This is a genomic window from Phreatobacter sp. (assembly GCF_052440005.1).
In the GTDB taxonomy this organism is placed as follows: Bacteria; Pseudomonadota; Alphaproteobacteria; order Rhizobiales; family Phreatobacteraceae; genus Phreatobacter.
The window spans coordinates 15,758-37,444 of the sequence record NZ_JBQVQL010000027.1; the positions used below are offsets into that span (position 1 = coordinate 15,758).

22 protein-coding genes and 1 tRNA gene are annotated in these 21,687 nt (G+C 68.7%); 9 read left to right on the forward strand and 14 right to left on the reverse strand.

Annotation, left to right across the window (positions count from 1 at the left end; all coding sequences use genetic code 11):
- Window positions 1-4 precede the first annotated feature (4 nt).
- Complete coding sequence (locus tag ACT6XY_RS08900; protein ID WP_444747976.1) at window positions 5-721, reverse strand: enoyl-CoA hydratase/isomerase family protein; 717 nt, start codon at window positions 719-721, stop codon at window positions 5-7.
- Between the two features lie 105 nt (window positions 722-826).
- On the opposite strand from ACT6XY_RS08900, the gene ACT6XY_RS08905 reads away from it, so the two are divergent.
- Window positions 827-1,312 (forward strand): MaoC/PaaZ C-terminal domain-containing protein, encoded by a 486-nt coding sequence (locus ACT6XY_RS08905; protein WP_444747977.1) that lies wholly within the window; start codon window positions 827-829, stop codon window positions 1,310-1,312.
- Window positions 1,313-1,327: 15 nt separating this feature from the next.
- Complete coding sequence (locus ACT6XY_RS08910; protein WP_444747978.1) at window positions 1,328-2,527, forward strand: CaiB/BaiF CoA transferase family protein; 1,200 nt, start codon at window positions 1,328-1,330, stop codon at window positions 2,525-2,527.
- Between the two features lie 3 nt (window positions 2,528-2,530).
- Here the strand turns inward: ACT6XY_RS08910 and ACT6XY_RS08915 are convergent, their stop codons facing one another.
- The 3 genes from ACT6XY_RS08915 to ACT6XY_RS08925 form a co-directional block, all read right to left on the reverse strand.
- Window positions 2,531-3,301, reverse strand: coding sequence for a CoA-transferase (locus ACT6XY_RS08915; RefSeq protein ID WP_444747979.1), 771 nt, complete (start codon window positions 3,299-3,301; stop codon window positions 2,531-2,533).
- Complete coding sequence (locus ACT6XY_RS08920) at window positions 3,298-4,116, reverse strand: CoA transferase subunit A (protein WP_444747980.1); 819 nt, start codon at window positions 4,114-4,116, stop codon at window positions 3,298-3,300. Before ACT6XY_RS08920 ends, ACT6XY_RS08915 begins: the two co-directional genes overlap by 4 nt.
- 184 nt (window positions 4,117-4,300) lie before the next feature.
- Window positions 4,301-5,980 carry an MFS transporter gene (locus ACT6XY_RS08925; RefSeq protein ID WP_444747981.1) on the reverse strand — a complete coding sequence of 560 codons (1,680 nt, stop codon included), beginning with the start codon at window positions 5,978-5,980 and terminating at the stop codon, window positions 4,301-4,303.
- 394 nt (window positions 5,981-6,374) lie between these two features.
- Here ACT6XY_RS08925 and ACT6XY_RS08930 point away from each other — a divergent pair, with 394 nt between their 5' ends.
- The 6 genes from ACT6XY_RS08930 (at window position 6,375) to ACT6XY_RS08955 (ending at window position 10,392) form a co-directional block, all read left to right on the forward strand.
- On the forward strand, window positions 6,375-6,626 hold the full coding sequence (locus ACT6XY_RS08930) for a DUF4212 domain-containing protein (protein ID WP_444747982.1): 252 nt from the start codon (window positions 6,375-6,377) through the stop codon (window positions 6,624-6,626).
- Between the two features lie 12 nt (window positions 6,627-6,638).
- Complete coding sequence (locus ACT6XY_RS08935; RefSeq protein WP_444747983.1) at window positions 6,639-8,615, forward strand: sodium:solute symporter family protein; 1,977 nt, start codon at window positions 6,639-6,641, stop codon at window positions 8,613-8,615.
- 98 nt (window positions 8,616-8,713) lie between these two features.
- Complete coding sequence (locus ACT6XY_RS08940) at window positions 8,714-9,016, forward strand: YggT family protein (protein WP_444747984.1); 303 nt, start codon at window positions 8,714-8,716, stop codon at window positions 9,014-9,016.
- A 1-nt stretch (window position 9,017) separates the two neighbouring features.
- The gene (locus tag ACT6XY_RS08945; RefSeq protein WP_444747985.1) at window positions 9,018-9,359 is read left to right on the forward strand and encodes a hypothetical protein; all 342 of its coding nucleotides are present in this window, start codon (window positions 9,018-9,020) and stop codon (window positions 9,357-9,359) included.
- A 100-nt stretch (window positions 9,360-9,459) separates the two neighbouring features.
- Entirely contained in the window at window positions 9,460-9,834 is a 375-nt protein-coding gene (locus ACT6XY_RS08950; protein WP_444747986.1) for a hypothetical protein, read from the forward strand.
- A gap of 111 nt (window positions 9,835-9,945) precedes the next feature.
- Window positions 9,946-10,392 carry a hypothetical protein gene (locus ACT6XY_RS08955; RefSeq protein ID WP_444747987.1) on the forward strand — a complete coding sequence of 149 codons (447 nt, stop codon included), beginning with the start codon at window positions 9,946-9,948 and terminating at the stop codon, window positions 10,390-10,392.
- Here ACT6XY_RS08955 and rlmB read toward each other — a convergent pair whose 3' ends face one another.
- On the reverse strand, window positions 10,393-11,226 hold the full coding sequence (gene rlmB / locus ACT6XY_RS08960; RefSeq protein ID WP_444747988.1) for a 23S rRNA (guanosine(2251)-2'-O)-methyltransferase RlmB: 834 nt from the start codon (window positions 11,224-11,226) through the stop codon (window positions 10,393-10,395).
- A 133-nt stretch (window positions 11,227-11,359) separates the two neighbouring features.
- Here rlmB and ACT6XY_RS08965 point away from each other — a divergent pair.
- A tRNA-Tyr gene (locus ACT6XY_RS08965) sits at window positions 11,360-11,444 on the forward strand.
- Window positions 11,445-11,517: 73 nt separating this feature from the next.
- On the opposite strand, the gene ACT6XY_RS08970 is transcribed toward ACT6XY_RS08965, so the two are convergent.
- The 9 genes from ACT6XY_RS08970 to ACT6XY_RS09010 all read right to left on the reverse strand — a co-directional run bounded on the left by ACT6XY_RS08970 (window position 11,518) and on the right by ACT6XY_RS09010 (window position 21,635).
- Window positions 11,518-13,878, reverse strand: a complete 2,361-nt coding sequence (locus ACT6XY_RS08970) for a DUF3772 domain-containing protein (protein WP_444747989.1) — start codon at window positions 13,876-13,878, stop codon at window positions 11,518-11,520.
- Window positions 13,879-13,968: 90 nt separating this feature from the next.
- Window positions 13,969-14,736, reverse strand: coding sequence for an ABC transporter ATP-binding protein (locus ACT6XY_RS08975; protein WP_444747990.1), 768 nt, complete (start codon window positions 14,734-14,736; stop codon window positions 13,969-13,971).
- Complete coding sequence (locus ACT6XY_RS08980; RefSeq protein ID WP_444747991.1) at window positions 14,724-15,533, reverse strand: ABC transporter permease; 810 nt, start codon at window positions 15,531-15,533, stop codon at window positions 14,724-14,726. The genes ACT6XY_RS08975 and ACT6XY_RS08980 overlap by 13 nt, the downstream gene beginning before the upstream one ends.
- A 21-nt stretch (window positions 15,534-15,554) precedes the next feature.
- Complete coding sequence (locus ACT6XY_RS08985; RefSeq protein WP_444747992.1) at window positions 15,555-16,577, reverse strand: ABC transporter substrate-binding protein; 1,023 nt, start codon at window positions 16,575-16,577, stop codon at window positions 15,555-15,557.
- Between the two features lie 161 nt (window positions 16,578-16,738).
- Window positions 16,739-18,385 carry a class I adenylate-forming enzyme family protein gene (locus ACT6XY_RS08990; RefSeq protein ID WP_444747993.1) on the reverse strand — a complete coding sequence of 549 codons (1,647 nt, stop codon included), beginning with the start codon at window positions 18,383-18,385 and terminating at the stop codon, window positions 16,739-16,741.
- Entirely contained in the window at window positions 18,375-19,046 is a 672-nt protein-coding gene (locus ACT6XY_RS08995) for an ATP-binding cassette domain-containing protein (protein WP_444747994.1), read from the reverse strand. The genes ACT6XY_RS08990 and ACT6XY_RS08995 overlap by 11 nt, the downstream gene beginning before the upstream one ends.
- Window positions 19,043-19,804, reverse strand: coding sequence for an ABC transporter ATP-binding protein (locus tag ACT6XY_RS09000; protein ID WP_444747995.1), 762 nt, complete (start codon window positions 19,802-19,804; stop codon window positions 19,043-19,045). Before ACT6XY_RS09000 ends, ACT6XY_RS08995 begins: the two co-directional genes overlap by 4 nt.
- Window positions 19,801-20,763: a branched-chain amino acid ABC transporter permease gene (locus ACT6XY_RS09005; RefSeq protein ID WP_444747996.1), complete on the reverse strand. Its 963-nt coding sequence runs from the start codon at window positions 20,761-20,763 to the stop codon at window positions 19,801-19,803. Before ACT6XY_RS09005 ends, ACT6XY_RS09000 begins: the two co-directional genes overlap by 4 nt.
- Entirely contained in the window at window positions 20,763-21,635 is an 873-nt protein-coding gene (locus ACT6XY_RS09010) for a branched-chain amino acid ABC transporter permease (RefSeq protein ID WP_444748008.1), read from the reverse strand. The genes ACT6XY_RS09005 and ACT6XY_RS09010 overlap by 1 nt, the downstream gene beginning before the upstream one ends.
- Window positions 21,636-21,687: the final 52 nt, after the last annotated feature.

The window sequence follows — 21,687 nt, forward strand, 5'->3', positions numbered from 1 at the left end:
GGGCTCAGGTCTGCCGGTCGCGCACCGCGCGCAGCATGGCGGGCCAGAGCGCCAGCGTCTCGGCGAAGCCCGCCTCGTCGAACCGCTTCAGCCGCTGGCGGGTGAGCGCCAGTGCCACCGGCGACAGCCGGGCGAGGTCGTCGGCGAGGCGAAGGGCTTCGGCCATGACCTCGCCGGGTTCGGCCTCGCGGCTGAACAGGCCGAGCCGGCGGCATTCGTCCGCCTCAATCATGCGGCCGGTGAGGCAGAGGTCGGTCGCGATCGTCAGCCCGAGGGCGGAGGCGATGATCCACGGTCCCGAGCTGGAGGCGATGCCGGCCCTGATCTCCGGCTGGCCCATGCGCACGCCCGCATGGCCAACGCGGAAGTCGCAGAGCATCGCCACCTGGAAGGCCGAACCGGCGGCGACCCCGTTCAGTGCCGCGACAAGGGGCTTGGACAGGCTGCGGAAGGCGCCGAAGAACCGGCCCCAGTCCGCAACCCAGCCCTCGATCGCGTCATCGGCGGGTGGCGGCTCGTCGCGGTCCTGCCCGGCCCCGAAGGCGCGCGCCCCGGCCCCGGTGACGATGACCACCCGGACCGCCGGATCGGCATCGAGGGCGGCGAGGGCGTCCACGATCTCGGCCCGCATCGCCGCGTGCCAGGCGTTGAGGGCGTCCGGGCGGTCGAAGGTGAGAATGGCCGCCGGGCCCTTGCGAGAGACGGTGATGCAGGCGGGCATGAGGGACCTCGTATAATCACAGATGTGATTGAGTTAATCGTATTGACGAATTCCAGGCCGTGAACTAGCACCGAACCAAGCTTTGAGAAAGAACGGGAGATGACCATGGCGGAGACGATGCAGACGGTGGGCCTCGGCCTGCGTTGGGAGGACACCCCGGTCGGAATGAAGTTCCGCACCATCGGGCGCACGATCACCGAAGCCGACATCACGCTCTTTGTCGGCGTCACCGGCATGGTCGAGGTGCTCTTCACCAATCTCGAATATCTCGAGGAGGAATCGCTCTTCGCCGGCAAGCGCCTGAGCCCGGGTGCCCTCGTCTATTCCTTCGCCGAGGGCCTGCTGATGCAGACGGTGGTGCAGGGCGTCGGCCTGTCCTTCCTCGGCATGGAGCTCAACGTCGAGGGCCCGACCTTCGCCGGCGATACGATCCACGTCGAATGCGAGGTGGTCGAGTCCCGCGCCACCCGCAAGCCCGGCCGCGGCATCGTCAAGACCATCAACCGCGTCGTCAACCAGCGTGGCGAGACGGTGATGACCTACAGCCCGACGCGCCTCGTGAAGGGCCGCGACTACTCGCCGAAGAGCTGAGCGGGGAACCGCACCGTGGGACCGCTGGCGGGCGTCCGCATCCTCGACCTCACCACCGTCATGATGGGCCCCTCGGCGACGCAGGTGCTCGCCGAGATGGGCGCCGACGTCATCAAGGTCGAGGCGCCCGGCGGCGACCCGGTCCGCTACATCGGCCCCGCCCGCCACCACGGGATGGGCGCGCTGTTCCTCAACGCCAACGGCTCCAAGCGTTCCATCGTCATCGACCTGAAGAGCGAGGGCGGCAGGCGCGCCCTCCTGAAGCTCTGTGAGAGCGCCGACATCCTCGCCTACAACATCCGTCCCCAGGCCATGTCCCGGCTCGGCCTCGGCTATGAGGACGTCCGCGCCGTCAGGCCCGACATCATCTATGCCGGCATGTTCGGCTATGGCCAGGACGGGCCCTATGCCGCGCGGCCCGCCTATGACGACCTGATCCAGGGCGCCGCGCTGCTGCCCTTCCTCATCGCCCGCGCCGGCGACGGAACGCCGCGCTACGTGCCTGCCGCCATCGCCGACCGCATCGTCGGCCTGGCTGCGGTCGGCGCCATCAATGCGGCGCTCTATCACCGCGAGAAGACAGGCGAGGGCCAGCGGGTCGACGTGCCCATGTTCGAGACCATGGTGAGCCTGACGCTCGCCGACCATCTCGGCGGCCTGACCTTCGACCCGCCGCTGGGAGGGGGAGGCTATCAGCGCCTGCTGTCGCCCGAGCGCCGGCCCTACCGCACGAAAGACGGCTACATCTGCGCTCTCGTCTACAACGACAAGCAGTGGCGGAGCTTCTACGCGGCGACGGACCGGGCCGAGGCCTATGACGCCGATCCGCGCCTCGCCTCCATCAAGACGCGCACCGAGCACATCGACGCGCTCTATGCCGAGGTTTCCGCCGCCTTTGCGGGGCGCACGACCGCCGAGTGGATGGAACTGCTGGAGAAGGCCGACATCCCCTTCGTTCCGCTGCACGACTTCGAATCGATCATGCAGGACCCGCACCTGAAGGCCGTCGGCTTCATGCCGGTGGTCGAGCATCCGAGCGAAGGCGCGATCCGCAAGATCCAGCCGGCGAGCCGCTGGTCGAGGACCCAGGCTGAGCCTCACCGGCCGGCGCCGCGGCTCGGCGAGCACAGCCGCGAGCTTCTCGCCGAGGCGGGACTGGCGAAGGCCGAGATCGACGGCCTCGTTGCGAGCGGTGCCGTCCAGGCGGAGGGCTGACCCTCAGCCCGCCCGCCTCATGTCGAGGCCTGCGACGTCGGCGTTCATCTGCCGGGCAAACTCCGGGTAGGTCTCGCCGAGCTCCGTCAGCACCCGGCCGCGCAGCAGGGCGAGCGTGGCGGCGTCCGGCCCGGCCGTCTCCGCCACCTCGGCGTCATGGTCGAAGGCAAAGCCCGTCGCCACCCTGATCTCCGACAGCGTGTGGCCGGGATGGACGCTCTCCAGCCGGAAGCGCTTGGCCGCCTTGTCGAAGGAGAAGAGGCCGAGGCTGGTCAGCAGGGCGTGGGGTCCGCCGGAGCGGTGAACGCCCTCGGGGCTGGTGCCGGGCGCCGAGATGAAGTCGACCTTCTCGACGAAGACCCGCGGCGTATGCTCCTCGCGGAACAGGATGACGCGCGGCACGACGAAATAGAGATAGGACGAGCCGAACGAGCCGGGCCAGCGCACCGGCGTCTGCGGATAGTCGCCCGTGCCGACGAGGTTGATGTTGGCCTCGCCGTCGATCTGGCCGCCGCCCAGGAAGAAAGCGTCGATCCGGCCCTGTCCCGCGCAGTCGAACAGCTCCGCCGAGCCGTTGGTGAAGAAGTTGTGCTCGCGCGAGCCGAGGATGGAGATACGCACGCGGGGCTTGCCGTCTCGCTCGGCCAGCGCCCGCAGCAGCATCGCCCCGGCCGCCGGAATGGGCGAGGAGGCCCCCACCGCCACGTGGCGCACGCCTTCCAGCAGCCTGGCGATGGAGACGATCAGCCGCTCGCGCGGCAGCACGGCGCTCACGACACCGCCTCGAGCGCCCGGTCGGCGCCGTCGAGGAAGGCGCGGAAGCCTTCCACCGTGCGCGCCTCGCGGGCATAGCGCGTGACCTCCGCCATGTCGGCGGGATATTCGCCCCAGAGGCCGATGGGGGCGGCTCCCTGCGGCGCCACCGCCACCGCCTCCACGTAGAGGGCGGGCAGGACGCCGGCCGCCATCACCTCGTCGGCGAGCAGGCTCGTCTCGACGATGCGCTCGACGGTGACGAGGGTCCGCTCGGAGGCATAGGCGAGGCTGGCGAGTTCCCGCCGCCGGCCGATCCACACGTTGCCGTCCCGGTCGGCCATGGGGCAGTGGAAGATGGTCACGTCCGGCCGGATCGCGGGAATGGCGACGATCGGGTCCGGCTCCTCGGCGAAGGGGTTCTGGATCACCTTCCAGTCCGGCCGGTTGGCGAGGAGGTCGGTGCCGATCATGCCGCGCAGCGTCGCGAAGGGCACGCCTTTCTGGGCGGCGAGGAAGCCTGCGTGGACCGCGGGGCAGGTGGCGTCCATCACCTTGACCGACCCCTCGCGCACGGCGCGGGAGAAGCAGGGCGCGCCGCCCGCCTCGCCAAGCGTCATGGCGCTGGTCTCGATGGTGGCGACGCAGCCCGCCCCGATCAGCATGTCCGGCTGCATGCCGCCCGTTGGCAGGCAGACCACGTGCAGGCCGGTCAGGCCGCGGGCAATGAGCGGCCGGGTCATCGCCATGGAGACGCCGGCATAGTCGACGGGCAGGGCGAGCTTGGCGCCGTTCGGCACCATCCGGGCGAGATCGTCGAGGGAGTGGGTCTGCATGGAGGCTCCTCCGGGGTGCGGCGGCCGTTGCGGCTCTTCAGCGCCAGTATCGCGGCGTGGCGGAGGTGCTGGCAATCCGCCTGACGGCGGGAGGGGCCATGGGCGATCAAAGGGGGCCCTGAAACGGGAACGGCGCCGGAGATGTCTCCGGCGCCGCCCTGCAATCGGGATGGGACGTTGCGTCCTACTTGTTGTCGTAGGTGAAGATGTCGCGATCCTTGGTCTCCGGGACGAAGAGCAGGCCGATGACGAAGGTCATGAGCGCGATCACGATCGGGTACCAGAGGCCGTAGTAGATGTCGCCAGTGGCGGCCACCATCGCGAAGGAGGTCGCCGGCAGCAGGCCGCCGAACCAGCCGTTGCCGATGTGATAGGGCAGCGACATGGCGGTGTAGCGGATGCGGGTGGGGAAGAGTTCCACCAGCGCGGCGGCGATCGGGCCGTAGACCATCGTCACGTAGATGACGAGGATCGTCAGGATGCCGATGATCCAGAGCGAGGTTGCGCTGCCGAGGGCGGCGAAGAAGCCGTTGACCTTGATGATCTCGGCGTTGCCGGCCGCCGGATAGCCTGCGGCCACGGTGGCGGTGGCGAGGTTGCGGGCGAAGGCGGCGTCGATCGGGATCGCCGTGCCGTTGACCGTCACCGAGGCGCCGGAACCCGCCGGGCCTTTCGCCGTCTCGTACTTGATCGCCTGGTTGGCGAGGGCGACGCGCGAGACGTCGCAGGGTGCGGTGAAGACGCGGGTGCCGACCGGGTTGAACACGTTGCCGCAACCGGCGGGATCGGCGGTGAGGACCACCTTCACCTGCTCGTGGGCGCGGTGCAGGGCCGGATTGGCGGCCTTGGTGAGCGCTCCGAACAGCGGGAAGAAGGTCGCCGCCGCGATGAGGCAGCCGGCCAGGATGATCGGCTTGCGGCCGATCTTGTCGGACAGCGCACCGAAGACGATGAAGAAGCCGGTGCCGAGGATGAGCGACCAGGCGATCAGTACGTTGGCGGTGAACAGGTCGACCTTCAGGATGCTCTGCAGGAAGAACAGGGCGTAGAACTGGCCGGTGTACCAGACCACGGCCTGGCCGGCGGTGAGGCCGAACAGGGCGAGCAGGGCGATCTTGGCGTTCTTCCACTGGCCGAAGGCTTCCGACAGCGGCGCCTTCGAGCCGGTGCCCTCTTCCTTCATCTTCTGGAAGGCCGGGCTCTCGTTCATCTGCAGACGGATCCAGACGGACACGCCGAGCAGGAAGACCGAGAGCAGGAAGGGAATGCGCCAACCCCAGGCGGCGAAGGCCTCTTCACCCAGATACATGCGGATGGTGAGGATGACGACGAGGGAGAGCAGCAGGCCGACGGTCGCCGTCGTCTGGATCCAGGAGGTGTAGAAGCCGCGCCGGCCGACCGGCGCGTGCTCGGCCACATAGACCGCCGCACCGCCATATTCGCCGCCGAGGGCGAGGCCCTGCAGCATGCGCAGGATGATCAGGATGACGGGGGCGGCCCAGCCGATCGTGGCGTAGGAGGGCAGCAGGCCGACCAGGAAGGTCGAGATGCCCATGATCAGGATGGTGACGAGGAAGGTGTACTTGCGGCCGACGATGTCGCCGAGCCGGCCGAACACCAGGGCGCCGAACGGGCGCACCAGGAAGCCCGCGGCGAAGGCCAGCAGGGCGAAGATGGCGCGGGTATTGGCGTCGAAGGGCGCGAAGAACTGGGCGCCGATCATCACGGCGAGAGAGCCGTAGAGATAGAAATCGTACCATTCGAAAACGGTACCGAGCGAAGAGGCGAGAATGACCTTGCGCTCTTCCTTCGTCATCGGGCGCACGGATGCGCCCGCCGGCACGGCGGCTGTGGCCATAGTCATGGCGTTTTCCTTCCGGGGTGGGAGTGCCTCCTTCGGCAGGAGGCGCTCTATTCCATTGTTATTGTCGTTCGGTCGGCACCATGCAGGTGCATCCCTTGCCGGATTGGCTACGGACTGTGCGGCGTCCTGTCGCTTGGACAATGGTCGATGAGACTTTGGTCGGTGACATCCGACCGGGAAGCGAAATCCCGTTTGCAGCGGCAAAAGAGCGCACTTGTGGCCTCGAACCGGGCCATCCGGGCCGGCCGCCACATGGTTAGACAAAAGTTTAAGAGACCAACTGCGTATGCCTAAATACGGTCATGTTTCAGCCCGGATTCTAAACGGGCCCGCTGGGTGGTTCCCGCCCCAAGCGCCCACAAGAGGCGTCGCAAAGATCAGGGAGGATAATTGGATGCCTGAAAAACACGATTCCTATTGGGCCAAGACCAGTACCCTCATGTATATCATGTTGGGTCTATGGTTCTTCTTCAGCTTCGCCGTCCACATGTTCGTGGTTCCGCTGAACAAGATCGTCATCCTCGGGTTCCCGCTCGGCTTCTACATGGCCGCTCAGGGGTCTCTCATCGCCTTCGTCATCATGCTGTTCTGGTTCGCAAGGGCCCAGGACAAGATCGATGTCGAAGAAGGCGTTTCGGAAGAATAAGAGGGGGCGGACATGGCAACGCAAGAATCCGCCGGCAGTGGCGACTTTCTCAACAATCTCGGCAAGGTCTACGGCATCTACACCGGAGGCTTCGCCGCCTTCATCGTGCTGATCGCCATCCTCGAGCAGCTGGGCGTCCCCAACCGGGTGCTCGGCTACATGTTCGTGGGCTTCACGATCCTGGTCTACGCGTTCATCGGCATCATTTCGCGCACCATGCAGGTGTCGGAATACTATGTGGCGGGGCGGCGCGTGCCGGCCTTCTACAACGGCATGGCGACGGGCGCCGACTGGATGTCGGGCGCCTCCTTCGTCGGCATGGCCGGCTCGCTCTTCCTGCTCGGCTACGATGGTCTCGCCTTCGTGCTCGGCTGGACCGGCGGCTACGTGCTGGTGGCCATCCTCGTCGCGCCGTTCCTGCGCAAGTTCGGTGCCTACACGGTGCCCGACTTCCTGGCCGCCCGCTATGAGGGCAACGCTGCCCGCATGATGGGTGTCATCGTGCTCATGGCCTGCTCCTTCACCTACGTGGTGGCGCAGATCTTCGCGACGGGCATCATCGCCCAGCGCTTCCTGGGCATGGACTTCGTCGTGGCGGTCTATGTCGGCCTGCTCGGCATTCTCGTCTGCTCGATGCTCGGCGGCATGCGCGCGGTGACCTGGACCCAGGTTGCCCAGTACATCGTGCTGATCGTCGCCTACCTCATCCCGGTCATCATCCTGTCCGCGAAGAAGTTCGGCATCCCGGTGCCGCAGCTCACCTACGGCCAGGCGATCTCGCAGATCTCCTCGCTCGAGCAGAGCTTCATCCAGCAGGGGCTTGCTCCCGCGGGCATGAAGCAGCACGTCGCGCCGTTCACCAGCTACTCGCCGGCGAACTACTTCGCGCTGATCCTCTGCCTGATGGTCGGCACGGCCTCACTGCCGCACGTCCTGATGCGCTATTTCACGACGCCCAGCGTCAAGGAAGCCCGCATCTCGGTGGCCTGGTCGCTGCTCTTCATCTTCCTGCTCTACTTCACCGCTCCGGCCTATGCGGCGTTCTCCAAGCTCGAGGTCTATTCGACCCTGATCGGCAAGAACATCGCGGACATGCCGCAGTGGGTCTACAACTGGGGCTCGCTCGGCCTGGTCACGGTCTGCGGCAAGGCGGCGGCTTCGGCCGAGGCCATCCGTGAGGCCTGCAGTGCGGTCGCCGGCCATGCCGGCATCCTCCGCTGGCAGGACTTCGGCATCAACACCGACGTGGTGGTGCTGTCGACGCCCGAGATCGCCGGTCTGCCCTATGTGATCGCCGGCCTCGTCGCCGCCGGTGGCCTCGCCGCCGCGCTGTCGACCGCCGACGGTCTCCTGCTGGCCATCGCCAACGCCCTGTCGCACGACATCTACTACAAGATGATCGACCCGAATGCGCCGACCCAGCGTCGTCTCATCGTCTCGCGCATCTTCCTGGTGATCGTCGCCGTCGCGGCAGCCTGGACCGCGTCGCAGAGACCCGCCGACATCCTCTCGATGGTGGCCTGGGCCTTCTCGATCGCGGCGGCCGGCCTCTTCCCCGCACTCGTCCTCGGCGTGTGGTGGAAGCGGACGACCAAGCAGGGCGCCTTCTGGGGCATGCTCGCCGGCTTCGGCGTCTGCATGATGTATCTGGTCGTGACGCGCTACTTCCCGGGCTTCGGTGTGAAGTACCTGGGCATGTCGGCGCTGCTCAACCCGATCACCTGGGCGCCGGTCGTCGATCTCACCGCGGCCATGGCGGCTCCGAACGCCATGGACGGCTGGGTCGTCGCCTCGCACCCGCTCGCCTCGAAGGTCGGCTGGTTCAACATCAACAACATCTCCGCCGCCCTGTTCGGCCTGCCCGTCGGGTTCCTGGTGATGTATGTGGTGTCGCTGCTGACCCCCGCTCCGTCGAAGGAAATGCAGGACTTCATCGACGCCTGCCGTCGACCGAAGGGCGGCACCATCATGGAAGAGAAGACCGCCTGATCTGGGTGTTCCATTCGATACGAGACCATCGGGCGGGGGATTCAACTCCCCCGCCCGTTCTTGTCCCGGGCGCTGCTTCGCGCTAGGTCAGAGTGACCATGAACCTCACCGGCGCAGACTGGCTCTACCACGGGCCCAATCTCCTGCTCGCAGCGATGCTCTACACGCTCATCGGGCGCTACATCCTGTCGCTGCTGTTCAAGCCCGACAGCGACAAGGTCATCTGGCGGGTCTTCGCCCAAATCACCGATCCCGTGCTCGGCGCCGTCAGGACCATCACGCCCGCCATCGTCCCGAACGGCCTCGTCATGATCGCCGCCATCTTCTGGCTGGTGATCCTCCGCATGCTCTGGCTGCTGATCGCCGCCATGTTCGGTTTCCTGCCGAAAGTGGGAGCCTGACATGGACGATCGTGAAAGAGCCCTGAAGCAGGACGGCTACCTGCTCGGCATCGCCACCCTCGGCCTCGTCAACGGCATGCACTTCTCGCCGCTTTACGACGGCGCCTTCGTGCTGCTCCGGCCGATCCTGGCGACGCTGTTCATCACCTCGCCGGTGGTCCAGTTCTACCTGTCCTCGCTTCTCCTGGCGGTGGGCTCAGTGCTTCTCGCCGGCATTCCCGCCGCCATCTTCGAGCGTGCGACCGGCCGCAAGGAGAGCGATCCGACGTCTCTTGCCATCTGGCTCGCATGCATCGGCGCTCTCGCGCTGCCCGCCTTCGGCCGGCTCTTCGGGGTCATTTGAGCGAGGCCGTTCAACAGCGCGTGAGCCGCCGAAGGGTGCGGTCACATGCCGCGCCCTGCATGATAGCGTCCGACATTCGTCACGTTCGTCGTGGTTGCCCATGTCGCCAGAGATCAGGCGTGCCGCCTTTGTATCGACCTCCCGCGGGTGCGGCTTCGCGGTCCTCGCTATCGTCACCGGCATGATCGGGTTCGCCTCCGAGCCGGCGCTCGCGCTGAAGATCGGCGGCGTTTCGTTTCTGCTCGCCGCCGCCATCCTCATCCTCAAGGCCTGGCGCGCCCCGCGCATGCCCTTCCGGTCCACGGAGGTCTGGCTGCTGCTCGAGGACGCCCACCGGCCGAGCCCCGGCTTCGCCCAGACGGCCATTTCCGGCGCCCGGGTCGAGGCCTTCTATCGCTTCGCCCACATGGCCGCGACCATCGCCGCCGTGCTCCTCACGGGGGCGCTGCTCGCCGGCCTGATCGTGTCCGGCTGAGCGTTGCTGCATTCACCACGCCGGCAGGTGACGGGCCGCGGCTGCTTCCGGAGCCGCGTCCGAAACGCTAGTCTGTTCATGGGGCAGGTACTGCGACGCGAAAGGTCCGCCATGCGTGGTTGGTCATCCATGCCGGCTCTGCTGGCGCTGCCGGTTATCATCGCCCTGACGGGCGCCGCGGCCGCGCAGACCCGCAGCATCGCCATTATCGACGAGCGGGGCAGGGGCGGCGAGATCGTCACCCGCCATGTCTACCATTGCGCCGGCTGCCCCGTGCGCCGGACCCGCGCCGGTGTCTGGCGCGAGCGGCCGCCGGTCGTCGACTATCGGCAGGCGCTCCCGATCTACCAGCCGCCGATCTACACCCACCCGCCGCATGTGATGCCGCTGCGGCCGGTCGGGCCGGGCTCGGCCGCCTATCCGGTGACGGGATCGCCCGCGCGGCCTGCCATGGCCCCGCGCCAGCCCTACTATCCCAGGGGATCCGCGGCGCGGGTCATCACCCTCGACGGGTCGCCGCTGCAGCAGCCCCGCCAGCGTCCGCCGCGCCGCGACTGATCAGCGGCGCAGGCCGAGCCGCGTCGTCACGGCATAGAGCGCCAACGCGGCGGCGTTGGAGACGTTGAGGCTCTTGATCACGCCGGGCATGTCGATGCGCGCCAGCGTATCGCAGGTGTCGCGGGTCAGCTGGCGCAGGCCCTTGCCCTCCGCGCCGAGCACCAGCGCCACCGGTTCCCGCAGCTTGACCGCGTCGAGGTCCGCCTCGCCCTCGCTGTCGAGGCCGATCACCTGGAAGCCGCGGTCCTTGAGCTCCGTCATGGCGCGCGACAGGTTCTGCACGGTGACGAAGGGCACGTGCTCGAGGCCGCCCGAGGCGCTCTTGGCGAGCACGCCGGTCGCCTCCGGTGAATGCCGGTTGGTGGTGACGATCGCCTTCACCCCGAAAGCCGCCGCAGAGCGCACGATGGCGCCGACATTGTGCGGGTCGGTGATCTGGTCGAGCAGCAGCAGCACGCCCTCCGCCGGCATGGTGTCGAGATGGGGCGGATCGAGGGCGTCGGCCTCGGCGAAGAGGCCCTGGTGCACCGCGTCGGGCGTCGCCGCGAGGCGGCGGTCGATGTCGCGCACCGGCACGATGGTGGCCTCGTGGGCGATGCCCTCCTCGTCCAGCCGCTTGGCGCCGTTCTCGGTGGCGAGAAGCAGGCGGATGCGCCGGTCCTTGTTGCGCAGGGCCTCCGACACGGTGTGCCAGCCATAGAGCAGCACCGTTCCCGTCGCGAATTCCGGGGCGGGCTCGCGCAAGACGCGTCCGCCGCGGCCCTTGAACGGCTTGCCGGGTTTGGAGAAGGGGCGGAAGGGCTTTTTCGGGCCCTTGGGAGGCGATGTGGTCATGGGTCCTCATCCCACGCGACGCGCGCCTTCGCAATGGGGCGCACCATGTTGAAGCTTTGCCGGTTGACAGGGAGGGGGGGCGTCCCTATCAAGCCCGCCACGCCCTGCGGCCACGGCCGCACGGGACTGGGACGGGGGAATGTCCCGAGCGGCAAAGGGGGCGGACTGTAAATCCGCTGGCTACGCCTTCGTAGGTTCGAGTCCTACTTCCCCCACCATCCCACCCGGCGGCGTTTCATCCGAAACCCGAAACGTCGTCGCTCCCGCGGCTCGCCGTCCGCCGCCCGCTGCTCAGGCCGAGGGGCCGGACGGAATGACGATGGTCCGCGCCTCCGCCAGACCGATTCCCGCCGCCCGGAAGGCGGTGAGGATGGCGCGGTAGAGATCGGACCGGACCCTGTCGAGATTCGCGACGCGGTCGCAGAGCACCGACAGGTCGAAGTCGATGCCGACCTCGCTGACGCGCACGATGGACACCGAGGGCGCCGAGGTCTTCAGCACGTTGGCGTGCTCCTCGCCCGCCCGGCGAAGGATGTCGAAGACGCTGTCGAGGTCGCTGTCGCGTGCGACCGACAGGCGCACCGTCGCCCGGTGGGTCGAATCGACCAGCGAGCGATTCTTCACGATCGACGACACGATGTCCGAGTTCGGCACGATGACCGTCGAGTTCTCGCCCAGCGTCAGCTCGGTGGCGCGCACGCTGATCTTGGTGACCTTGCCCTCCTCGCCCTTCACCACGATCGTGTCGCCGACCCGGATCGGGCGCTCGGCGAGCACGATGAGCCCGGCGACGAAGTTCTGCACCACCTGCTGCAGGCCGAAGCCGATGCCGACCGACAGGGCGCCGGCGACGAGCGCCACGTTCTGCAGCTGCACGCCCGCCACCGCCAGCGCCGCGGTCATGGCGATGATGAAACCGGCATAGCCCGCCACCGTCGTCACCGAATGCCGCACGCCGTCGTTGAGGCCGGTGCGCGGCAGGAGCTGGCCGTCGAGCCAGGAGACGAAGAGCCGCGTCACCATCAGCCCGGCGCTGAACAAGATGACGGCGATGCCCGCTGCGCCGAGCCAGCCGCGCACCTCACCGAAGCGCACGCCGAAGAACACGTCCTCGAACGGGTTGAGATTGCCGAACTCGAGGCCCCAGGGGCTGAACAGCACGAGGACGGTGAAGAGCACCGTCGCCACGCGCATCATGCCGCCGATGATGGTGCCGGCGAGATCGATGGTCGCCGGCCGCACGCCGAAGGCCGAGGAGAGCGTGGCGTTGGCCTTGGCGCCCGGCGCCACCGCCTCGTAGAACACCGTGTCGATCGCGACGTAGATCATCACGGCGAGGCAGAGGATGATGGCGGTGGCCAGCGTCCTGCCGACGACGAAGCCGGACAGGGCGATGAAGCCCATCAGCAGCGAACCGATGATGACGAGCGCCAGGACCCAGAAGATCGGCCGCATCAGGTGCAGCGGCAGGGAGATGAGACCGGAGACCGGCGGGTCGGCGAAGCGCGGCTTGTAGCGCAGGAGCAGCGCGGCGCCCGTCACCGTCACCCAGAGCGAGACCAGCGCGGTCACCGCCACGGTGACGGAGAGGTGCGTCTCCGCAAGCTGCACGATGCCCAGCATCACCAGCCCGACGAGATAGGTGGCGAGCACCACGTCCAGGAACAGCACCGCGCGGCCGGCCGTCCCGTCGTCGGTCTTCAGCACGCGGTAGGCGGCGTGCCGCGGCGAGAAGACGGCGTGCGTCGCTCCCGTCGCCAGGCCGTAGACCAGAACCGCCCCCGAGAGCCCCAGGAGGAAGTTCTGGATGTCCTCCGGTCCGACGTCGAACCGCGCGACGGCGATCCAGATGAGGAGGCTCACCGCCAGGTAGGGCAGGGCCCGCATGGCCATGACGAGATAGGCGAGTGCGACGACGCGCGCCTTGCTGGGAGCCTCCTCGCCGGCGGCGATGGCGCGGGCCCTGAACCGCTCGAAGCGCCGCCTTGCCCAGGTCAGCAGCGCCGCCGCCAGCAGCGAAAGACCGGCAAGGCCGCCGATGACCGGCCAGGCGTCGCCCCGCGCCATGCCGCGGGAGAGTTCCTCCGCCTTGAAGCCGAGCCGCGCCCTGAGGTTGGGCAGGCTGATCTCGACGAGCTGGCGCCAGAATCGCGGATAGAGGATGGAGTTCTGGTGCGCGAAGATGCGCGAGGTGAAGAGCTCGCGCCGCGCCTCGTTGATCTCGCCCCAGATCTGCTCGGCCTGGACGAGCAGGGCCCGCGTCGCCCGAAGGTGGCGCTCGATCTCGCCCACCGTCTCCTGCTTCTGCCGCCGGGATGCGGCGACGTCGGCCGCCTCGGCCGGCGCGCCCGCGGCGGGGGCCGGTCCGAGCTCGCTGAGCTGGGCGTTTTCGGCCGTCAGGCGCTGCTGCAGGGCGCCGACGATATCGCGCAGCGTGTCGCGGACCGGTTCGATCTTCTCGCGCAGGTCGAGCAGGCCGGCGAAATTCTCCGCCTGCGCCTCCTGATCGCGCTCGACCTCGGCGATGATGCGGCGGGCCTCGGCGACCTTCTGGGTCTCCTCCACCGTGATCGTCTCGGCGCGCAGCACCAGCGGCGCCGCCATGACGAGAGCGAGGATCAGCGTCAGGAACAGCGACTGGAGGCGGCGCAAGGATGTTCACTCCGGCAGAGGTGGCGAGGCACCGCTAGCCGACAGTCGCGCCGATGACAACCCAGAGGCGAAGCCGCGACGCTCCGCGGCTCAGATGCCCGTTCCGTCCACCATGGTCTCGCCGCTGATGTGCTGGCGGATTCCCGCCACAAGGTCCGGCTCCTGCGACTGGCTGCGCCGACGCGGCCGCGGCGCGTCGAGGATCTGGTCGGCCACCACCCGGCCGGGGCTTCGGGCCAGCACGACGACCCGGTCGGCGAGATAGGTCGCCTCCTCGATGTCATGGGTGACGAAGAGCACGGTCTTGCCGGTGACCTGCCAGATGCGGACGAGTTCGTCCTGCAGACCCTCGCGGGTGATGGCGTCGAGCGCCGAGAAGGGCTCGTCCATCAGGAGCACCTCCGGCTCCACGGCGAGGGCGCGGGCGAGCGAAACGCGCTGGCGCTGGCCACCGGAGAGCTGGTGCGGCCAGCGGTCGGCGAGATGGGAGAGCCCGACGATCTCCAGCGCCTCGCGGGCCTTGCCGCGCCGCTCCGCGCGGGATAGGCCGCCGCCCTCGAGGCCGAAGGCGACGTTGTCGACGACCGAGCGCCAGGGCAGCAGGCGCGAATCCTGGAAGACGAGGGCGAGCGGCTGGCGCTGGCCCGGCCGCGGTGTGATCTTCACCGTTCCGGCACTCGCCGTGGCGAGCCCGATCAGCACGCGCAGCAGTGTCGACTTGCCGACGCCCGACGAGCCGACGATGGCGATGAAGGCACCGCGCGGCACCGAAAGGTCGAGGCCGCGCAGCACCTCGTTGCGCTGGCCGTCGCGCGTGAAGCTGAGCGACAGGCCCTCGATGTCGATCACGCTTTCCATCGCAGCACCCATCCCTGAACCGCCACGAAAACCGTGTCGAGAAGACCGTAGAGCGCCGCCATTGTCAGCATGTAGACGACGACGAGTTCGGTCGCGAGCAGGCTGGAGGCCTGGATCATGCGCTGGCCGAGGCCCGGCACTCCGAAGATTTCCGCTGCCACCACCGCCATCCACGCCTGGCCGAGCGCGGTGCGCAGGCCGACCAGGATGCCCGGCATGGCCGCCGGCAGCAGGATCTTGAAGAGACGCTCATGTGCCGAGCGGAAGCCGAAGGCGTCGGCGACCTCGATCAGGTCGCGGTCGACGCTGCGGATGGCGCCTTGGGCGGCGAAGAAGACGATCCAGAACACGCCGATGGCGATGATGAACACCGCCGACGACGGGCTCACGCCGAACCAGATGATGGCGAAGGGCACCCAGGCGAGGCCCGGAATGGGGCGCAGCACGCGCACCACCCAGGATGTCATGTCCTCGGCGAGACGCGACATGCCGGTGGCGACGCCGCCGAGGAGGCCGAGCACGGATCCGACGACGAGTCCGATCGTGTAGTGGCCTAGGCTGGCGCTCACCGCCGAGGCCCAGGCGCCCGACTGCAGCTCCGCCCAGAAGGCCGCGGGAATGACGCTCGGTGCCGGCAGCAGCATCGGGTTGAACAGGCCGAGCCGCGGCAGCGCCTCCCAGACGAGGATGAACAGCGCGAGGCCGGCGGCGGCGAGGCCGACGCGCCTCAGTCCGTCCAGTGCGGGCCGCGCCGGCGGAGCTGCCGGCGGGGCAACAGCGAGAGTGGTGTCGGTCATGATGTGCGTCCTGCCAGCGGCTCAGCTCGCCGCCGGCGCCTTCTCGAAGAACCGGGTCTCGAACAGGCCGTCGAGCGACACGGACTCGCGCAGGGACCCGAGCTTCACCTGATAATCCTGCATCGCCTTGGTGGGGGCGATGATGGCGCGCGGATCAATGCTGAACTTGCTCGCCGGCGACTTCAGGGCCGCCCGGATGATCGCGGGGTCCACGATGCCCTTGGCGAGGTTGGCGGCGACATCCGGCGCCGCCGTGTCCGGGTCCTGCGTCAGCAGCCGACCCGCCTTGACGAGGCCGTTGACGAGCCCCTGCACCCGCTCCTCGTTGCGGGCGAGGAAGGCGCCGGAGACGGCGACGACCGTGCCGGGCTGGCCGGGGAAGAGCTCGTCGCCCACTGCGATGAGCTTGATGGCGGGATTGCGCGTCTGGACGATGGTGAGCGCCGGCTCGCGGATGGTGGCGCCCTCGACCGCATCGGCCAGGATCGCCTGCTGGGTGGCGTCGATTCCCATGGCGACGATCTCGACATCGGCCCGGTCGGCCTTGATCTGCTCCCAGAGCCAGTACTGGAGCGTCGTGTTGGGCACCGAGCCCGGCGGCTGGGTGGCGAGCCTGGCCGGCTTGCCGGTCTGGGCGCGGTAGGCCTTGAGCGCCTCGGCATGGGAGGCACCGGGCTTGTAGAAGGCGGCGAGGCGCGGCGTCGCGACGAAGACGTTCTCGCCCGTGGCGGTGCTGGCGACGACCTTGACGTCGACGCCGCGCGAGCGGGCGACCCCGAGCGGGGCGACGCCGGCGACGTAGACGTCGATCGTGCCCGAAGCCAGCGCCTGAATCATGTTGGGGCCGGATTCGAAGGTGGTGAACGCGAGATCGAGGCCGGCCTCGCGGGCCCAGCCCTGGCGGTCGAGCACGAAGATCGGCGCGGCGCCGACGATGGGGATGACACCGACGCGGGCCCGCGTGCCCTGAGCCCGGACGGAGGTGAGCGCGGGGGCCGCGAGGGCGGCGCCGAGGATGGTGCGGCGGGTCAGCGAAAGGGACATGGCACGACCTGTTTCAGGCGGAGAACGAGCCATGAGAGTAAGAAAATTCTCCATTCGCGACAATTGTGGTCGGAGAATAAAAGAAAACGTCTCTTTCGCAGCATGTATGAGAGAAGAAATCTCCAGGCGGGCCGCACGCCACGAGGCCGATGTTCCCTGCCTCAGCGGGCGGGCGGCGATCCGAGTCCGTCGCGCAGCACGCGCTTCATCACCTTGCCGTTGGCATTGCGCGGCAGCGGCTCGCTCTGGAGCGTCAGCGTCTCCGGCACCTTGTAGTCGGAAAGCCGCGCCGCGCACCAGGCACGCAGGGTGTCGGGCGCAGGGTCGCTGGCGTCGGTGACGACGAAGGCATGCACCCGCTCGCCGAGCACAGGGCAGGGGACCGCCACCACGGCACATTCGACGACCCCGGGGCAGGCGATGAGGATGGTCTCCACCTCCGCGGTGAAGATCTTGTAGCCGCCGCGGTTGATCATGTCCTTCTTGCGGTCGAGCACCTGCACGAAGCCTTCCGTGTCGACGCTGCCGATGTCGCCGGAGTGCCAGAAGCCCGCCGTGAAGCCGTCCCGCGTCGCCTGCGGGTTGTTCCAGTAGCCCTTCACCACATGCGGCCCGCGGATCCAGATCTCGCCGACCTCGCCGCGCGGCACCTCGCGGCCCGCGTCGTCGACGACGATGATGTCGACCCCCGGCGCCGCGATGCCGACGCTGTGCCCGTGGGTCGGGGTGAAGCGCGGCGGCATGATGGTCGTCGGAGACGTCGTCTCCGTCGCCCCGTAGGCGTTCATCAGCATGAGGCCGGGGCAGCGCTCGGCGAGCTTCTCGATGGTCGGGGTCGGCATGGGTGCGCCGCCATAGCCGCCGATACGCCAGGCGGAGAGATCGTAGGCGGCGAAGTCCGGCTGCAGCAGGCAGAGATTGTACATGGCCGGCACCAGCACCGACATGGTCATCCGCTCGCGCGAGGCGAGCTTCAGGAAGTCGGCCGCCTTGAAGGCGGGCATGATGACGAGGGTCGCGGCCGCCCTCACCGTGCAGGTGACGTTGGCCACGAGGCCCGTGACGTGGCTGAGCGGCACGGCGGCGAGCGAGCGGTCCACCGCCGTCAGGGCCATGCAGTGCTCGTAGACGAGGGAGGAGTGCACGAGGCCGAGATGGGTGAGCATCGCGCCCTTCGGCCTACCCGTCGTGCCCGAGGTGTAGAGAATGACCGCCGTGTCCTCTTCGGCCACCGGGGCGACAGGGGGCGCGGTCGCCCCGGCATGGCGCGCCAGGACCGCGTCCAGGGTCTCCGTGCCGGCAACGGTTCCGCCCACCGCGACGCGGCGGGCGAGGCCTGGCACCTCCGCCGGCGGCGGCAGGCGGTCGGCGAGGTCGGACTCGTGGATCAGGACGCTCGCGCCGCAATCGGCGAGGACATGGGCGATCTCGGGGCCCTGCAGCCGCAGGCCCATCTGCACGGCGATGGCGCCGAGCCTCGCCAGGGCGAAGAGGACGGTGACGAACTCGGTTCGGTTGCCGATCAGCATGGCGACGCGGTCGCCGGCGGCGACGCCCTCCGCAGCGAGCGCCGCCGAAAGCTGCTCGACGGCCCGCGACAGGTCGCCATAGGTCAGCCGCGTCTCCTCGCAGACCACGGCCTCGCCGCCGGGCCGGCGCGCCGCCGCCTCCGCCAGCAGGGCATAGAGGCTCTGCGGACGGTCGGGGAAACACGCGACCACCCGGTCGCCGAAATGCGCCTCGAGGCGGAGCTGCGGGCCGTCGGTCCCGATCCAGTTCGGCGTGGCGGAGGAGGTGTCAGGCGGCATGGGAGGCGGTCACGTTGGCGCCCCGCTCGATCACATATTGCCGGTCGAACAGGGACTGGGAATGGTTGAGGTCGGACTGGGAGATGAGCACCGAGAGCTCGGTCCCCTTCAGGCCGGAAATGACCTCCGAGAGGCGGTGCGACAGGGCAGGGGCGACGCCCTCGAAGGGCTCGTCCAGCAGCAGGAGCCGCGTGCCCACCGCCAGCGCCCGGCACAGCGCCACCAGCTTCTGCTGACCGCCGGAGAGGAGCAGGGCCTTGCGGTCCTTCATCGCCTCGACCTCCGGCAGCATGCCGTAGACGAAGGCGAGGCGCTCCTCCGCCTTCAGCGTCTTCGACACCCAGACGGGCAGCAGGATGTTCTCCTCCACCGTCAGTTCCGGCACCAGCTGGCGGTCTTCCGGCATGTAGCCGATGCCGAGCGGCGCCCGGCCGTGGCGCGGCACGCCGGCGAGGTCCTGCCCCTCGAAGGTCACGCGGCCGGCGACCAGCGGCAGGTGGCCCATGATCGTGCGCATCAGCGTCGTCTTGCCGGCGCCGTTGCGCCCGACGATGCCGATCATCGCGCCCTGCGGGACGGCGATGGAAAAGCCGCGCAGGGCCTGCATCGACTGGATGGAGACGGAGAGGTCGCTCGCTTCGAGCAGGTTCGGGGCCGTCATGCCGCGCCTCCGCTGACATAGCGTTTCACTTCGGCATCGCTCAGCACGTGGTCCGGCGTGCCGTCGGAGATCACGCGGCCCGAATAGAAGGCGATGACGCGGTCGGCATAGCCGCGCACGATGTCCATGTCGTGCTCGACGAAGACGATGGTCGAGGCCTGGCCGGAGACCGCCTCCATGACCCGGTCCATGGCCGGGAACTTCTCCTCGGCGCTGACGCCGGAGGTTGGCTCGTCCAGCAGCAGAAGCCGCGGCCGCCGCGCCAGCGCCATCGCGATGTCGAGGAGCTTGCGCATGCCGCCGGGCATCTCGCTCACGGGCCGCTCGGCCATGGCGAGGAGACCGAAGCGGTCGAGGAGCTCGCGCGCCCGCGCGTCGCGTCCGCCCGCCGCCGGGTCGGACCAGAACGACAGCCCCCGCGGCTCGGCGGCGGCGATCGCCACCAGCATGTTCTCCTCCGCCGTCAGCTCGATGCAGAGCTGCGGGATCTGGAACGACCGGCAGATGCCCTTGCGCGCGATGGCGCGGGGCGCGAGGCCGGTGATCGCCTCGCCGTCGAGCGCGATCGCGCCGGAATCCGGCTTCAGATAGCCGGTGACCATATTGACGAATGTGGTCTTGCCCGCGCCATTGGAGCCGATCAGGCAGAGCTTCTGCCCCGCCGGCACCTCGATGGTGACGTCGGCCGCGGCGACGACGGCGCCGAAGCTCTTGGCGAGGCCCCGGGCCGAGAGGACGGGGCGGGTATCCGCGGTCATGCCTGCGTCTCCGCGCCGGTCGCCGGCGCCTTGCGTCGGCCCGCCCACAGCGAGCCGATGCCGGCGGGCAGGAACAGGATGATGGCGAGCAGGAAGAGGCCGAGCGCCAGCTGCCAGGTGTTCGGGAAATAGAGGTTGGAGAAGGACCGCACGAGTTCCAGCGCCAGCGAGGCGATGAACACGGCGGTGACACTCTGCGAGCCCGCGAGGATGGCGACGAAGACGAACTCGCCGGACTGGGTCCAGTAGGCGAAGGTCGGCTCGATGTGTCCGAGGGCGACGATGGTCAGCGCTCCGCCGAGGCCGCCGAGCGCCGCAGCGACGGTGAAATTGATCGCCATGACCGACTGGACCGAGGTTCCGAGGTACTCGACCCGCAGGCCGTTGCCGTGGATGGCGCGGGTCATCAGGCCGCGCGCCGAACGGGTGTGGAGCGCCACCGCCGTGGCCGCGATGCCGGTCAGCACGATGGCGAGGGCGTAGAGCGCGTAGTCGCCGCCGGCGCCCTCCAGCCGGACGCCGAACAGCGTGCCGCGCGGGATGTTGAACCCGTCGGAGCCGCCCACCGCCGGCGACTTGATGAGGACGCCGTAGGCGACCATCGACAGGGCGAGGGTGAGCATGCCGAAGAAGATGCCGGTGTAGCGGGCGAGCAGCGGCCCGACGGCCGCCCCCACCAGCGTCGCGGCGAGCGTGCCGATGAGGATCAGCACGATGACGTCGGTGATGCCGAGCTGGGTGAACGAGAGGGCGGCTGCATAGCCGCCGATGGCGAAGACGAGCCCCTGGCCGAAGGAGACGAGGCCGCCGCGCATGATGACGAGGATGCCGACCGACACGATGCCGTGCGAGGCGGCGAGGGTGACGAGGAACAGCAGCCAGCGCGGCAGGGCGAGGCCAACCAGCAGCAGGACCGCCATGATGCCGGCGGCGCCGAGGACGAGGGCGATGCGGGACATCAGATCTTCCTCGCTGCGGCGCGCTGGAACAGGCCTTCGGGGCGGAAGATGAGCACCGCCGCCATGACGAGATAGATGGAGAAGAGCTCGGCCTCCGGCATGAGATGGACCGCGGCGGCGCGCGCCAGGCCGACGATGACGGCGCCGATGGCCGCCCCCTCGATGGAGCCAAGGCCGCCGATGATGATGACCGCGAAGGAGACGATGATCACCGAGACCGAGATGCCCGGCTGCACCGAGATCATCGGCGCGGTGAAGGCGCCGCCGATCGCCGCGAGAAAGACGCCGAGGGTGAAGGCGATCATGTGGACCTTGTCGACGTTGACGCCCATCGAGGCGCTCATCTCGCGCGAGAAGATCACCGCCAGCACCACCTTGCCGGAGCGCGTGCGGTTCAGCGCGAACCACACCGCGATGCCGCAGGCGATGGCGAGGCCGATGAGGGCGAAGTCGTAGCCGACATAGAACAGCGAGGCGAAGGCGACGTTGCCGAAGAGCTGGTAGGGCTCCGAGACGTAGTAGGGATTGACGCCCCAGATCAGCTTCACCGCGTCCTCGAGGATGAGGAAGAGGGCGTAGGTGACGAGCAGGAGCACCACCTCGTCACGGGCATAGAACAGCCTGAGGAGATAGCGCTCCATCAGCGGTCCCATGACCAGCGCCACGCCGACGGCCGCGAGCAGCATGGCGAGCAGCGCGAAATGGCCGCCGAGCCCCCAGGAGGCGAAGAGGGTGACGAGGCTCGCCGCCACATAGGCGCCGATGGCGTAGAGGCTGCCGTGGGCGATGTTGAGGATCTTCAGGACGCCGAAGACCAGCGTCAGCCCGAGGGCCACGACGAACAGCCAGGACGCATAGATCAGGCCGTCCATGAGGATGGTGAGGGCGAGCTGCACGGGGGTCTCCGCAGGGCATTGGGCGGCG